10 protein-coding genes and 1 pseudogene are annotated in these 13966 nt (G+C 51.7%); 5 read left to right on the top strand and 6 right to left on the bottom strand.

The features are described from left to right. Position 1: 1 nt before the first annotated feature. The 4 genes from pgaD to pgaA are packed head-to-tail and all read right to left on the bottom strand — an operon-like array spanning position 2 to position 6141. Entirely contained in the window at positions 2-436 is a 435-nt protein-coding gene (gene pgaD / locus RS584_RS19585; RefSeq protein WP_015571861.1) for a poly-beta-1,6-N-acetyl-D-glucosamine biosynthesis protein PgaD, read from the bottom strand. After that, positions 433-1764, bottom strand: a complete 1332-nt coding sequence (gene pgaC / locus RS584_RS19580; RefSeq protein ID WP_015571860.1) for a poly-beta-1,6-N-acetyl-D-glucosamine synthase — start codon at positions 1762-1764, stop codon at positions 433-435. Before pgaC ends, pgaD begins: the two co-directional genes overlap by 4 nt. Further along, positions 1757-3694, bottom strand: coding sequence for a poly-beta-1,6-N-acetyl-D-glucosamine N-deacetylase PgaB (pgaB, locus tag RS584_RS19575; RefSeq protein WP_196348086.1), 1938 nt, complete (start codon positions 3692-3694; stop codon positions 1757-1759). Before pgaB ends, pgaC begins: the two co-directional genes overlap by 8 nt. An 8-nt stretch (positions 3695-3702) precedes the next feature. Next, a complete protein-coding gene (gene pgaA, locus RS584_RS19570) occupies positions 3703-6141 on the bottom strand; it encodes a poly-beta-1,6 N-acetyl-D-glucosamine export porin PgaA (RefSeq protein WP_315748496.1) in 2439 nt (812 codons plus the stop codon). 668 nt (positions 6142-6809) lie between these two features. Here pgaA and RS584_RS19565 point away from each other — a divergent pair. Next, positions 6810-7337 carry a helix-turn-helix transcriptional regulator gene (locus RS584_RS19565; protein WP_003862459.1) on the top strand — a complete coding sequence of 176 codons (528 nt, stop codon included), beginning with the start codon at positions 6810-6812 and terminating at the stop codon, positions 7335-7337. 1100 nt (positions 7338-8437) lie between these two features. On the opposite strand, the gene RS584_RS19560 is transcribed toward RS584_RS19565, so the two are convergent. Both RS584_RS19560 and RS584_RS19555 read right to left on the bottom strand, forming a co-directional pair. Continuing rightward, on the bottom strand, positions 8438-8917 hold the full coding sequence (locus RS584_RS19560) for an Hcp family type VI secretion system effector (protein ID WP_045349740.1): 480 nt from the start codon (positions 8915-8917) through the stop codon (positions 8438-8440). Positions 8918-8935: 18 nt separating this feature from the next. Then, a pseudogene (locus RS584_RS19555) lies at positions 8936-9982 on the bottom strand (VasL domain-containing protein); the annotation flags it as partial. A gap of 169 nt (positions 9983-10151) precedes the next feature. Here RS584_RS19555 and RS584_RS19550 point away from each other — a divergent pair. The 4 genes from RS584_RS19550 (at position 10152) to RS584_RS19535 (ending at position 13960) form a co-directional block, all read left to right on the top strand. Continuing rightward, the gene (locus tag RS584_RS19550; protein WP_315748494.1) at positions 10152-10610 is read left to right on the top strand and encodes a DUF3828 domain-containing protein; all 459 of its coding nucleotides are present in this window, start codon (positions 10152-10154) and stop codon (positions 10608-10610) included. Between the two features lie 25 nt (positions 10611-10635). Further along, positions 10636-10956: a hypothetical protein gene (locus RS584_RS19545; protein WP_315748493.1), complete on the top strand. Its 321-nt coding sequence runs from the start codon at positions 10636-10638 to the stop codon at positions 10954-10956. Positions 10957-11085: 129 nt separating this feature from the next. Continuing rightward, positions 11086-13377 (top strand): EF-hand domain-containing protein, encoded by a 2292-nt coding sequence (locus RS584_RS19540; RefSeq protein ID WP_315748492.1) that lies wholly within the window; start codon positions 11086-11088, stop codon positions 13375-13377. Continuing rightward, positions 13364-13960, top strand: a complete 597-nt coding sequence (locus RS584_RS19535) for a hypothetical protein (RefSeq protein ID WP_128771905.1) — start codon at positions 13364-13366, stop codon at positions 13958-13960. Before RS584_RS19540 ends, RS584_RS19535 begins: the two co-directional genes overlap by 14 nt. Positions 13961-13966: the final 6 nt, after the last annotated feature.

Raw genomic sequence — 13966 nt, 5'->3', positions numbered from 1 at the left:
ATTACTGCTCTTCCTCTTCCTGCTGCTCGCTGATCTTCAAATCAATGATCCGGCCAATCTGGTCATGGTAAACCGTCAGCAGGTTGTACTGGCTCATCTCGGACATAATTTGCGGCGTGACGTTAAAACTTTGGGCAAGCTCGTCATGGCGCAACATTTCCGGATGACGCCGCCTCACATGCGCGCGGCGGCGATTGTACTGATACCACAGGATCAGCAGCCAGCCGTTGAACGCGGCAATCAGCAGATAGACCAGCACCGTATTAAAAGAGGCGATAATCACGCTCCAGCGGTGATCGCCCTCCTCGGTTAACTGCATCCACAGCCTGGCGTACAGAAAAAACAGGAATCCTCCCCAGGCTATCAGCGTTAATGCGGCATCGAAAAGACGCGGTGCCAGCCGATGTTCAGTCAAAATTAACGTATTCTCGTTCATTGAATGCTCCCTTTACCCCGGTCCGGACTGATCCAGCGCGCGCGGGCGCGTTTGCGTTTAAGCATGACTTTCGGAAATGCCACGAGGGTGGTAAACAGGCCAATCATCCAGTACACCATCGGGAACCAGATTACCCAGAACAGCGAGCCTGCCACTTTCCGCTCGTAGCGCCGCTCGATATACAAACTGACGAGGAATTGCAGCAGGCACATCACGCCCAGCAGCAGCCCGGTAAACGCCGGGGGAAACAGGCTCGCAACGGCCAGGTTCGCGGGAAGAGGGATAATATGGCTGAGAATGAACAACACTACGGTCGCCCCATAGGCAAACGCCCACAGCGTTGATAGCGCGTACTCAAGAAACAGGGGCCACATGCGATGATGCTCCCAGCGGGCCATCTTGCGCAGGTTAACCAGAAACACCTCTGCACCCCCCTGCGCCCAGCGCAGACGCTGTTTCCACAGCCCCTTTAGCGTCTCCGGCATCAGGATCCAGCACAGTGCCCGCGGCTCAAAAAAGATATCCCAGTGGCGAAGCTGAAGCTTCCAGCTTATGTCGATATCCTCTGTGATCATGTCCGGGCTCCAGTACCCGACATCCGCCAGCGCCTGTCGGCGAAAGGCGGCGATGACGCCGGAGACGGTAAAGACCCGGCCATAGATCCGCTGCGTTCGCTTGATGAGGCCAATAATGGAAGAAAACTCGCCCACCTGAATACGGCCAATCAGCGTTGAGCGCGTGCGAATACGCGGATTCCCGGTGACGGCCCCAACGTGGGGATACTGAATCAGCGGTGCCACCAGATACGCCGCGGTGTCGCGGTCGAGCAGGGCGTCGCCGTCAATGCAGACCAGCAAATCGCCCCGGGCCGCCGCAGCGCCGGCCTTGAGCGCCACGGCTTTCCCCTGGTTCTCCGCGAGATTAATCACCCGCAGGCGCGGTTGCTCTCGCGCCAGCTGTTGCAGTACCTCCGCCGTGTTATCAGAAGAACCGTCGTTGATGGCGATAACTTCCACATTCCAGTACCGCTGACCCAGCGCGGCGCTAATGGTCTCCCGTGCGTTGCGTTCCTCATTGAAGCAGGGAATAAGAATCGAGATTAACGGCTCACCGGCTAAGGCGGGGGCGGGTGTTGCGTTATCCCACGACCAGTGCCGTTCAAGCTGAAACCAGAAATAGAGGCCGCCGGTTACCCAGAGCACGGACATAAACAGCGGCCAGAAAAAGACAAAGTCCAGAATCAGTTCGCCGGTAAACAGCGCGGCTACGCCTAACGGCAACCCGAATACCAGACACAAAATAGAGAAGGCGATAATGCGATCAGTCATTGTCAGGATACCAGTACGAAGAAAATTCAGGTCTGATACGTGAGATATCAGGTTGGTTGTTGAGGAAGTCGTCGGGGTAATAACCGTAATTTTTGATGCCGTTCAGCTGGAGCACCCGCATCCACTCCATCAGACGTTCATCGGCTACGGCACGCTGCGGTTTCTGTGCCCAGTCCCTGGCCTGTAGCTCAAAAATCGTTTTATTCAGCGCGCCGGGGCGTGCGGCGACGGCTTTGACTAAACGCGTCAGCCAGGCATTGCTCTCTTCTGCCGGGACGGACTCCATCAGCGGCATTGCCATCGGCACCGTCCAGTCGTAGGCCGCCAGAAAATCATCGATATTTTGCGCAAACCATGCCTCGCTTTCCGGCTCGATAATGGGCAGCGCGAACATGTTCCGCGCGGTTTTGATCTGTGGGCCACGGATGTTTTTCACCGCCTGGCTCAGGGTGCGGGTAAAGCCGATAAGTCGCTGACTCTTCTGTCGGGTCGTGTCCTGTCCGGCATCGTCAACGTCCGTCAGCACCGCGTCATCATGAAATAAGATGCCATTGAAGCTGGCATAGCGGGCCAGATCTTCATAGATCTCCGTCACCTGCTGGCGAACCTGCGGACTCCAGGGGGAGAGCCTGATATAGGGCTCGGCGGCCACGGTCAACTCTCCCGTTTGACGATCCCGGCGCTGCACGCGCGGCAAGGCTGGACTGAGATCGAAAGAGAGAACCGGCATCCACGCGAAGACTTTCACTCCCGCGCGGGTTTGTAGCTGCCAGGCGACAAAATTAAAGAGATCGGCCCGGACCGGGAGCCGACGGTTGGGGAAATAGAGCGCATCGATCCTGCCGTCGCCCCGCGGATCCGAAAACGCCTGGAGAAACACATGGCTGATTTTCATGTCGTAGACCCGCTGGACGAGTTTGTTGATGTTTTTCGTCTGCTGGGCCGGATCGGGATCGTAGACGTAATCGAGATCGACATGCATGACGCGCACCGGGTCAAACTCCTGAACGCGGCTAACCGTGTTGGCAAAGGTTTTTATCGACGGATTTCCGGCGATCAGCAGGCGCGGGATGTTGCCGAGGTCGCGCACGTTTCCCAGCCCGTCTTCCAGGGTAAAGGCCAACTGATAGCCCTGTTTTTGGGCGATAGCGAGCGACGTACCGTTGGCAGCCCCATAGGGCCACACCCAGGCACGCGGCGCTTTTCCCGTCACCTGGGTGATTTTATCGGTGACTTTCCGTACGTCTGCGGCGATCCGCTGGTTGAAGTGTTCATCGGTTTCGTAATGCCCCGTCGCGTTATCGAAAAAACGGTTGGCGATGGCGGGTTCACGGCTTCCCTGCGGGTTGGCCGGAATGCCGTAATGCGAGGCCCAGGTATGCGAGCCAATCTCAATCAGCGGGGACTGGCTGAGCTCTCGTACCATATCCCAGGTGGCAAAGCGATCGCGGGGCGTCATCAGACCGCCGAAGTTAACTTTTTGATTTGCCGGCGTATCCACCCAACTGCCCACCGGCGCCCACAGCGCAGGAACGTTCCAGGCCTGAAGCAGAGGCCAGACCCGGGTGTAAAAGCTGCTGTAGCCGTCGTCAAAGCTGAGCAAAACGGCTTTCGGCGGCAGCGCTTTTTTCCCTTCATGCGCATCCAGAATGTCCTGCACGCTGATGGCGTGATAGCCGTTGTGCAAAAGCCAGCTTATCTGCTCGTTTAACGCGCTGGTGCGAACGGAGAGGTAGCGCTGATCGGCGGCATCATCTTCGACGTCGTGGTAGGCCAGGACCAGAAACTGATTCTCCGGCCACGGTTTGCTGGCCTCCAGCTGCGGCCTCTCTTCAGGGGCCATAAAGGAGAGCGGCTGCGCGCAGAGGCTCGCGCTGAGGCAGAGCCAGCCGATGACGATCAGGCTTACAGAAAAACGTGTGTTCAGCATATTCATCCTTAAAAGCGTAAAGTCGCATCTAACGTGACGGAGAGATTGCTCTCGCGTTTGCCGTCGTAAGGGCGCTTATCCCAGTTCAGCATCACGCCAGTATCGACAACGTTGTTCCACTGGATGCGTTGCCCGTAACCCAGCAGGGTAACGGCACCCGCGGACTGATTTTTCTGCCAGTAGCTGCCCCCTCCTGCCACGAACTGCTGGCTCCAGAGGGTGTCGTAGTGGCGGTACATCTCATGGTCAACGGACAGGGCAGCCGTCACGGACAGATCCCGTGCCGGGTTGTAATAGAGCGTATTCCGCAGGCTGTTTTTACTGGCGGCGATCCCCGGTTCGAGATCCAGCGTCAGGGTCGGGGTCTGCCAGAGACGCTCTTTCCCAGAGAGGGTGTATTCCTGACGGCGGTTGTGGTCTGAGAAGCGGCTGACGGCGGCGTTGAACTGGTATTCACGTCGCTCGTTTTGATACCAGCGCACCCCCCCTTCACCCCGGTTGGCGCTGATCCCATTGCGTAATGCCCGTAAGGGTGTGGCGCGTGACAAGCGTTCGAGGTTACCGCTGACCTGCCAGTGATCACTCAGGCTGTAGGTTGTTGAGAGCCGTGCGCCCGGCCTGTTTGTACCGTGATAGCGGTTGCTGGAGAGCTCGGCTTCGAGCGTGAGGTCTCGGGGGCACCACTCAACGCCGCCCAGCAGGTGGCGGCTGATGCCTTTACCTTCGTCGAAATTCCCCTGGGCATAGCGGGCGCCGGCAAACAGCCGCCAGTTATCCGCCACGGGCGGGCCATAGAGCGTGGAGTCCCAGCTCATATCGTGGCTACCGCTGACGGGGTTATCTGAGTGCAATCCTTTACCCGCGTTCAGACGCAGCTCAGACATGTGGTGGACCGCTCTGAGCCTGTCCAGGCGACGGGCGCTGCGATCGGCGGGGGCGCGAGCAATCACGTCAGCAGCCAGTAAATCCATCTGGCGCCACTCCTGAAGGTCCATTGCGACGTAAGCCTGCTGTTTTTCAAGCTCCAGATTCGCGGGTTCAAGCGCCTCTGCTCGTTTAAGCTTTTGCTCGGCCGCGCGCGGCAGGCCTCTGGCCTGAAGCAGGGCGGCATAATCAATCTGTAACCCCTGATTTCCCGGCGCCGTTGATGCCAGACGATACGACAGCTTTTCGGCCTCCGGCAGGGCGTTGGTCGCCAGCAAATAGTTAAGTTTGAGAGACTGTCCGGTGAGCCACCGATCGTTCGGCTGAGCGGTCGGGGATCCGAAATCGTAGCGGGTCCAGGGAACGCTGCGGGTCTCGCGCTCAACGTAGCGGCGGGCGGTCTGATACTGCCCCGTATCCAGCCAGGCGTAGAAAAGCGCATGCTCCTCATCCTGCGGATCGGAGGCGTAGTGTGGATAGCGTTGCACAAGCGAGAAGGCGGCGACGGCATTTTTCTCCTGCAAATATGCCGAGATCACCCAGCCGATGGCCCAGTCCGGTACCGGATGCTGTTCGGCCGTCAGCGCCTCATATTCGCTAATGACCTGCCGGTAATTACCCTGCGCATACAGGGCGCCAAGCCGATCGATACGTGCAAGGACGACGTCTTCAGCCGCCTGCGGTTCGTTTTGCCAGCGGGAAAGCAGGGCGTGATAGCGATCTAACGCGTTTTGTGCCAGCCGCAGGCGCTCTTTCTCCGTTCTGCCAGGCACATCCGCCAGGCGTACCCTTTCAGCCGCGGCGTTACGCTCAAGGCGGCGGCGCTCCGCGGGAGACATCGCCGCGCTTTGCGACAGCCAGAGTGCGGGCGTGCTCACCCGGTTTTCCGTTAACGCATCGATCGTCTCGCGAAGAAGGGCATTATTCCCGGGTGCGGCGTTCAGTGCGCGCATGTCCGCCAGCAGCCGGTCCCCGTTTTTACCCTGGCGCATCCAGACATAGGAGAGCGTCTCAAGGTGCGCGGGAGAAGGACTGTCCTTAACCAGCCGCCGGGCTTCCGAAAGCGCGAGGCGATCTCTGCGGGCATCGGCCAGGGTCTTAACATAGCCGATGCGGTAATCGTCGTTATCTGGCGCAAGGCTGAGCGCCTCTTTCCACAGCGATAAGGCGGATGGCCAGGCTTTTTGGTTTCTTCTGGACTGGGCGACAGCAGCGATGGCGCGAGCGGGCAGCGGCATACAAATACCATAACGCTGCCAGACCCGGATAACCTCATCATCGCGTCCTGCCCAGGAGGCTACCTGTAACCAGTCCGCAACCTGTCCGGGTGTTAAAGCATGCTGTTGCTCATAGCGCTGTAGGTAATCAAGAAACAGAGCGTAATTACCGTTACGTGCCTGTTGTATCTGATGCTCATAAACGGATTCATCAGCCTGAACCAGAACAGGAAAGAGTAAAAGCAGGAGCAATAATATTGTGGTGCGATAAAAGAATAACGTAGTGAAGCTAAGCGATCTTTCCATATCTATTTGCCATTTGTTTATCGTGAATCCATTGCATAACACGGCCGCCTTTTAACTCTGTGTTAAAGGGCATAAAGGAGAACATTAAATCTGAATGATGCTACGTTATGGGGTACTTACTTAAAGGTAATTATGAGCCCTCATCTCAGTGGTCTGATTGGGCTTAATGTACACCCGATATGTTGGGGGATAAATAAGTTGAAAAGCGGCTGGGAGGTTTTGAGATAATTCTGGAAGAAGTAAGTTTTTTAGATAATTCAGTGCAGGATTTCTCTTTTTAACTGATTGATATTAAATGTTTTTTCTTTTGCTGCTTCCTGTTTTTTTATATTAGAAATGAAGTTCTGCTGAGTTAATTAAAGTACTTTCTGGTGCATGTTTGGGAAGTTTCATGACAAAAATTCTTAATGTTCAGAGAAGTGACTTTTCTGAAATTCTTTTTTATTTATAATTAACGCCAGGCATTGAGTGATAGTCTACAAAAAGTCTAGCTCACCAATGTCATATTGAGGGATGATCAAAGCCAGAAAACATTTGCCGTTAATGTAAAACGCTATAAACGAAAGCGTTCTTGTTTCTTAAGAGGCGGGCTTGCTTTAATCTAAAAGGGATGGTTAGTGGCGACTTCAATAGTGTTAGTGACTCAGGATTGTTTCCTTGTCAGGGGGATGCGGCTATTTTTCCCGGATATAATTTGCCTCAGTTCGATAGACAGAAACATATTTGATACCGACGCAAATGAATATACTGTACTGATTGATAGCCGTACGCCGCTCCGTTTATATGATTACCTGATACGCCATCCGGCCAGAACGAGAAAAACGATCTGCTGCGTTATGCTGGATATGCGTCCTCGAGAGGAGGATCTTCTCAGTATGAAGCTGTTTATGAACACGTCGCTTACGGCTCCGGATATGGCGTCGTTATTCAATCTGGTGCTTGATATGAAAGGCAGGCGTCTGACAACCAAATGGCTGCTTAACTTACGGCTGAGTCGACACGAAGCGATAATGATCCGGTTGCTGAAGGCAGGGAGGTCAATGGAAGAGATTGCAGATAAGCTGAATATGTCGGTTAAAAGCCTCTATCGCAAGCGAACGGTGCTGTCGGAGCGGTTAGGGGCAGGGAACTTCAACGAGGCGTGTTTGTTTATCTTTAAAAACAAACTGCTGGACGCGGTTGGGAACGATCCCTAGCTTCGTCAGAAGCCAAAAGCAGAAACCCGCCACGAGGGCGGGTTCTTTTAATGGAAATAATTCAGAACGACCAGCGCAGATTGGCGTTAACAGAGTTGACGCAGATATGAGCGGCGCGATAGTCAGCGGCGAATTTAATTCACCGGTTCTGCTGGAGGCGGAGCAGAAGGGGTACCTGGTGCTTCGCAAGCCTCTGGAGCCGGCTAAACTTTATGCGCTGCTGACGCAGCGGTCAGGGTGTCGTTAAGGGAATGCAGAAGTGTTGATTCTGGCGGGCTCAGAATGCAAAAACGGACCTCCGTGGAGGTCCGTTAATATGAAATTTGGTGCCGGACTCGGCGCAGTCTTTTGAGCTAATGAACTGTTTTAAATAATAAAACTATCTTTGGCTATTTTCAAGACCACCAGGCAGACCACCACGAAACGATCCCTTACAGCATTGCAGGCAATTCACATTATTTGCCAGCTATTTTGTACTTCGTCAGATGTGGGTTTGGTTCTTGCCACTATCTGATAGCGAAGGGATAAAAGTCGTTGAACCAGCCTCTTGTACACAACATCAATCAGGACAGGTGTACGGAATTAAGCGCACTGTAGGGACTTGAGTGCGGTACTCCTGTCTGCTGGTTTTGATTTTCTGGAACCCACAACATACAGGCTTAACCAGATTTAATTCGCCGTGTTAACGAATCACGTAAATCGTTGCGCATCATAAACATACCACCCCGGCAAATGCAGCAGAACATCTACGGTAAGGGTGTCAGATACAGGTGTTTCCATCAACGCTCGCAGGAGCGCCGGATGAGGGGTTTAAATCCCTTTGCTGTAACGTCAGGTCGCCAGGAAAGAAAATCGCTGGATAGCCCGGTACAAACCAGGTATGAATGAGCGATGTCGTTTGTCCATAAATAATACCACCCAGCAGGTTTGTGGCAGAAAACATCATTACAACCAGTCAGGAAACTTCCGGGGCAGCCTATAACCTTTCGTTAATCGGACATATTCAATTTTTTCCAGGGCTGTGGATATTTTTTGCAAAAAGTATCTGCGATAGACAACAGACTGGAAGTCAGAACGCTCATCCCCCGTATATCTCTTCTTTAAAAAAGCCGTTCACTCCACAGACTGTAAGCGCTGGTGCCAGCGATACAGTGTTCCCAGTTAATGCTTTCATAGCTAAACGAGATTGACTCTTCTGGCTGCCCTCCACTGTCGGTAATGGTATGGGGAACGTTCAGACTGATATTCGATATTCGGGCATTAGTCAGTTTGAGCTTGTAGTACAGTTCATTTATGCCAAAACGGTTGGTACGGTAAAAAGTAAAAACACAGGTCAGACACTCATTATCCGAAATCGCCTTACCCAGCAGAGGCGAGGATTTATCCACGGGTTTAATGATGGTCAGCATCTGATGATTGACGTTTTGATCGCGGCTCAGACCGTGGCTTAACGATGTGACCATGATCTCATCCAGATGCGCGAGCTGGGCTTTGTTGCCAATGGACTGCATTGACGAGCACCCAGCTGAAATCATTCCCTGTATGTCTCCGTTTAGTGTCAGATAAACGAGATTGGCCATTGTTGTTCTCCTTGTACCTTAATTATTAGTGGATACCGGTTGCCCGGCTTCACTATCCATTGCCGAATCCGGCGTTGTGAGGTGCAGCAGCAGCCAACGGCTTAACACGCCGTCCAGCCGTTCATTGATCTCTTTTTCCAGAGCTTCAGTGTTTTGCTTGCGGGCGCGGGCATCCTGGTACTGCGTCAGCAGATATTCCAGCGGCGTTGCCTGATTCAATAACCGCTCCGCCTGCCATGTCACTGTTTTGATATATGAGAGGGTAAAACCTTGCTTTTCAGTTTCTTTTTTCAGCATCAGGTCGGCGAAATCCCGTAAATTTTCCCGCGCCTGTTTCCAGCCTTTCATATTCGGGCTGTTCTGCGCCCGCGTGTGCAGAACAGCGTTCCACCGAGCCGTTGCCTGCTGCTGTTGCAGACTCTCGGGCCAGCGACTGTCTGCTGTTCGCATCATCTGCATACCCGTCTCCAGCAGTTGCAATGGCGGAACATCAGGAAGCGGTAACAGCCGTTGCCCGTAGCTACCCAGATCAGGGGAGGCCAGCCAGGCCGTTGCCGCGCCTTGCGCGGTATCTGTTACCTGCGCCAGTTGCTGCTGCATCGGGTATACCCGCCACCACCAGAGAACGGCTGCGACGGCGGCGGTACAGGCAACACCCGCCAGAAATGATTTTACATTGCGGCCCGTAATAGGCTTTGTTTCAGGGCTGGCACCGTGCTGAACCCTGACCTTCATTTCCGGTAAATCAGGTACGGGCAGGAGAGCCTCTGGCGTCGCGGGCAGTGCGCTTTCCGGCGCATAAACCAGTGTTCTGACCGTGGTTTGTGACGGCGTATTCACGCTGCTTTTCTGCGGCGGCTCCAGCCGTTTTCGCGTGTTCTGCACAAAATAAAGCAGGTTTTCCACGCGTGGCGGCTGTTTCAAATCTACCTGCTGAAGTTTGTCGCAGATAAGCTGTAACGCCCGCTCTGCGCGGTACAGTAACGGCAGATCTGTATCAGAGAATGACAGTTGCTGGCGCAGGATATTGCCGGTACGGGTGTTGAGCCAGTCGAGCATTCCGGTACCGCCGCAACTCCGGAGAATATTTTCACGATAAGGACTGATTATGAGAATTAGTTACCCTTCAGGGTTAAAGGCGGAAACAAGTTCAGCTCTCTGGGTGAGATAATATGGCTTATTGATGGGAAAATATATTGGATCCAGGATAAGACTCAATTGTCAGGGGACATTTATGAGAAAGATTAGCCTGAAATTTTTTTTATTGATGGTTTTATTGCTATTTATTCCTCTGAGTAAAGTCATAGCAGGGGAGATTGAATGCTCATCACCGCAGGAAACAGTTCTCTACTTTTATAGATGGTATCTCAATGAAATTAAGGATGAGAAGTACCCTCTAACACAAAATTATAACGGCGATAATGCCAGAATAAACAAGTGGGTTAGTTCATCTTTACTCAGTGAACTGAAAAAAAAGCAATTGCATGGTGAAATTGATTATGACTATTTTACTCATGCACAGGATTTTTTTGAATCGTGGCTTACGCATATTAATGCCAAAGTAATTAAGCAGACACTTAATCAATCTGAAGTACAGCTTTCTTTAGGTGAGAAAGAATTATTGAATAAATACAAAATAGAACTTAATCATGAGTCTTGCTGGAAGATTAATTCTGTACAGCCAGTTAGCTAAAAAATTTTGGGTGTGAGGGTATATCATGTGGGACGTGAATAAGGCCATCGAACATTTAAATAGTCATGCAGAACAGGGATCTGTTGGATATTGCGCGAGGTATGTTAAAAACGCAATCAGTGCCGGGGGAGATATCAACCCATGGCCTTCAATAGAGGGTGCAAAAGATTATGGCGATGCATTGCTGCATAGAGGATTTCAGGTTATCTCGTTTGAGAGTAGTTTTATTTCGGGTGATGTGGTAATTATTCAAGGGATTAGGAAAGATGATTTTCCAGAAGGCGAAATAACAAGAGATCACCCTTATGGACATATGGCCATGTTTAATGGGCAGCAATGGGTGTAAGATTTTAAACAAAATAATGGTTATTACCCTGGTGGCGATTACCGAAAAGCAAAGCCTGCATGTGTTTTTTATCGACATAAAAATGCCCTTGGTGACGGATCGCAGAGTACCAGTGTAGTTGGTGGAAAAATGAATATCTGTTACCCCGTCAGGGATAAAGACGGAAAAGAGTTTCGTTCCCTGGCGGAAATAATGCGGCTGGTTGACGGGGAGGCACACGGCACCTGGCTACTGGGAGGAAACGGACTGTGGCACGGTGCAGTACATATCAGTGACGTGTCTAATCCTTTTTCTGCCCTGACTCCGGCTACGCTCAGCTCCGGCAAACCGGTTCCCCTTCAGTTTATGGCTGACGGCACCATTGCGGCATACCGGATAAACAATGACTACCTGAAAGCTCACTGGAAAGGGCAGGAACTGCGTTACAGCAGCACGTTTGTGCTGGTGAAATCACTGTGTCAGCCGGACCCGCAAAAACAGGAAAGCTGGCTGGAATTTTACAGTCTGTATATGCATCTGGCCCCGGTGATGGATTATCCGGTCTCCCCCTGCTATAAGGTCAGGGCCGGACACAGCGGGATACGGCTGCGCCAGTACAGGGAGGAGGAATATGGACTTCCGGACGGTCAGGAGAGCGGGGATACCCGGGTGTACCAGGCTCCCCCGGCGGCCGGTAAAAGTCTCGGCGCAGGAGACCGCGTTGTGTTATCGCGCACCGGGCGTTTTTATGTGATAAAAAACCATGAGGCAATCCTGACCACGTTCGGGCTGGTGCGTCTGCTGAAAGGAGAAGCGGCAGGAAATGAGCAGTACTGGGTGACGCTGGACCCGGAGCTGATGGAGCCGGATGGCGAAATACAGGCGCTGATGCCCGCCTGGATGCAGAAGGTGAAAGCGAAGGGGCTTTTTGACCAGGTGCAGCCGGGAGGGGAAACCGAAGAATGGAAGGTCAGCGCCGGAACGCCGGTCGGCTTTATGGGGTGTGAGGACTACCCCGGCAGTGAGGGTGGTCAGGCTGAGCGCGAATGGTTTGTCCATCTTGAGGTACTGAGTACGGACCCGAAGATGCCGGCGTTTTTAGGCAATCCGGCAGGGGTGAAGGGCGAAAAACGGACGGTTCTGGCCCCGAAAGGCAAAGTACTGTACACCCGCCGGACGACAGACGGGCAGGCGACATTTACCGCCACGCCGGCCATCCTGGATGCTCAGCGCGTTCTCCCGCGGGAGGCCACAACGCCGGTGACGGATGAAGCGAAGCAGTGGTGGTTTAACATCACGGGCAGCGGCTGGCTGCCGGAGAAGGATTTGGCAGAGGCCGGACAGTACGATTTTCTGAAGCTGGGTTTTCAGCCGCTGGAGGAAAACAGCAGCGGCGATATGACAAAGAGTCCATATGAAGGGTGGGTGCCGGAAGCGTTTGGAGCAGTAAGCCTTGCGGCAGAGCAGGGCGATGAATGGTATGAACAGGTGCCGCCCTTTTACCGTGACCTGATAGCGGAAATGGACGTCAACCATGACGGAAAGGTGACGGAAGAGGAGATCCGCCAGGCACTGGTGGTGCGGGACCCGCTGGTGAGGAATGTGGTGAACCGGCTGGTGGTCAGACACCACAGCGAGTGGTACGGCGGGCGCACAACGGGGCGGTGGGAAGGCTTCTATAAGGAGCTGGACGCAGAGGAAGTGGCATACTGTGAGAAGTGGCAGACCGATCTGGAGTGGATGAGTGAGGTATCGCCCTTTAATAATGGTGAGCCGGTGTGGCATTTTCATCCGGTTGTGTTTTTGGATGCAATATATACTAAGTATCGTGGTTGGGCGCATAGCTCATTTGCTGATTTACTTGGTAGCGTAGAATCCCAAAATGATTATACGGCTTTTAATGTGCATGTGACGTATAGAGCACATTTCAATACTAATTTAACCAGTATGACTATTCAGGATGTTATGACTTCTCAAGCGGATCTTACCTCGAATGGCTTATTTGCTACTGGGCGATTTCAGATTGTGCCAGTAACTCTAAAGGAAGCTGTAAGAGTACTTGGCCTAGATGTTAATGTTCTTTATAATGAGGAAATACAAGATAAAATATTCGAAGAATATTTAATTAAAATAAAGCGACCAGCGATAATTAATTACCTTGAAGGAGGTGGTAATGTTGAAGATGCCATCTATGATTGGGCGAAAGAATTTGCCTCAGCGGGAGTTCGTCAAGGTAAAGAAATTAGTCGATCAAAAACGGAGTTTGAGACAAACCCTGATGGTTCTGTTAAAACAGATACTAATGGAAACAGAATACATAAAAGAAGATATGCTACTATTGAAGGAATGTCTTATTATTCAGGTGATGGAATAAATAGATCGCATATTACTCCGGATGATATGGTTAAAGTGTTGGAGGAGTCAAAAAATGAAGGTAAATAAAACAATGTCATCTGTTTTTTCTATTTTTGTTTTTCCGATATTTGCTGCCGAGAATAATACGCCTCAATTTTCAGACTATCCAGTAAATCTATTTTTTGACTCTTTTACGAAAAAAATAAACCTTTCTAATCAGCAGGAAAACTATTCTTCGAAATGGAAGGGGGTAATTCAAAACGCACTTTTGAGACCAGTTAATTTTTCTGGTCACTATGTCATTTATATTAGCAAAAAAGGAGAATTGCCTGAAGAATGCGGTAACGATGGATGGGTATGTGGGTGGGTTATTGATAAACTAAATGGAGAAGTGGTCTCAGAGTTGCCATATTTCAATGGGAGTACAAAATATTATTCCACCATTGATAATGGAACACCTTCTCCTGATTTATTTGATATAGAGTTTTATGGTAAAAGTAGTATGCTATGGGTTAGAGGGCAAAATATTCCAGAAAATGGAAAGGTGAATGAAAGTAGATGCGCTAATACGGCATATAATTTTAAAGCAAATACTTTCATAAAATTATTTTCTGGCAAATGTGAAGTCGATGTTGGTAGTGATCCAAATGCTGACCACTATCTGCCGTGATTAGTA

This window comes from Enterobacter sp. DTU_2021_1002640_1_SI_PRY_ASU_LCPMC_013, from assembly GCF_032389435.1.
Lineage (GTDB): Bacteria > Pseudomonadota > Gammaproteobacteria > Enterobacterales > Enterobacteriaceae > Enterobacter > Enterobacter hormaechei_C.
Note: the sequence above shows the minus strand (reverse complement) of the source record. Positions and strands in the feature narration are given on the sequence as shown.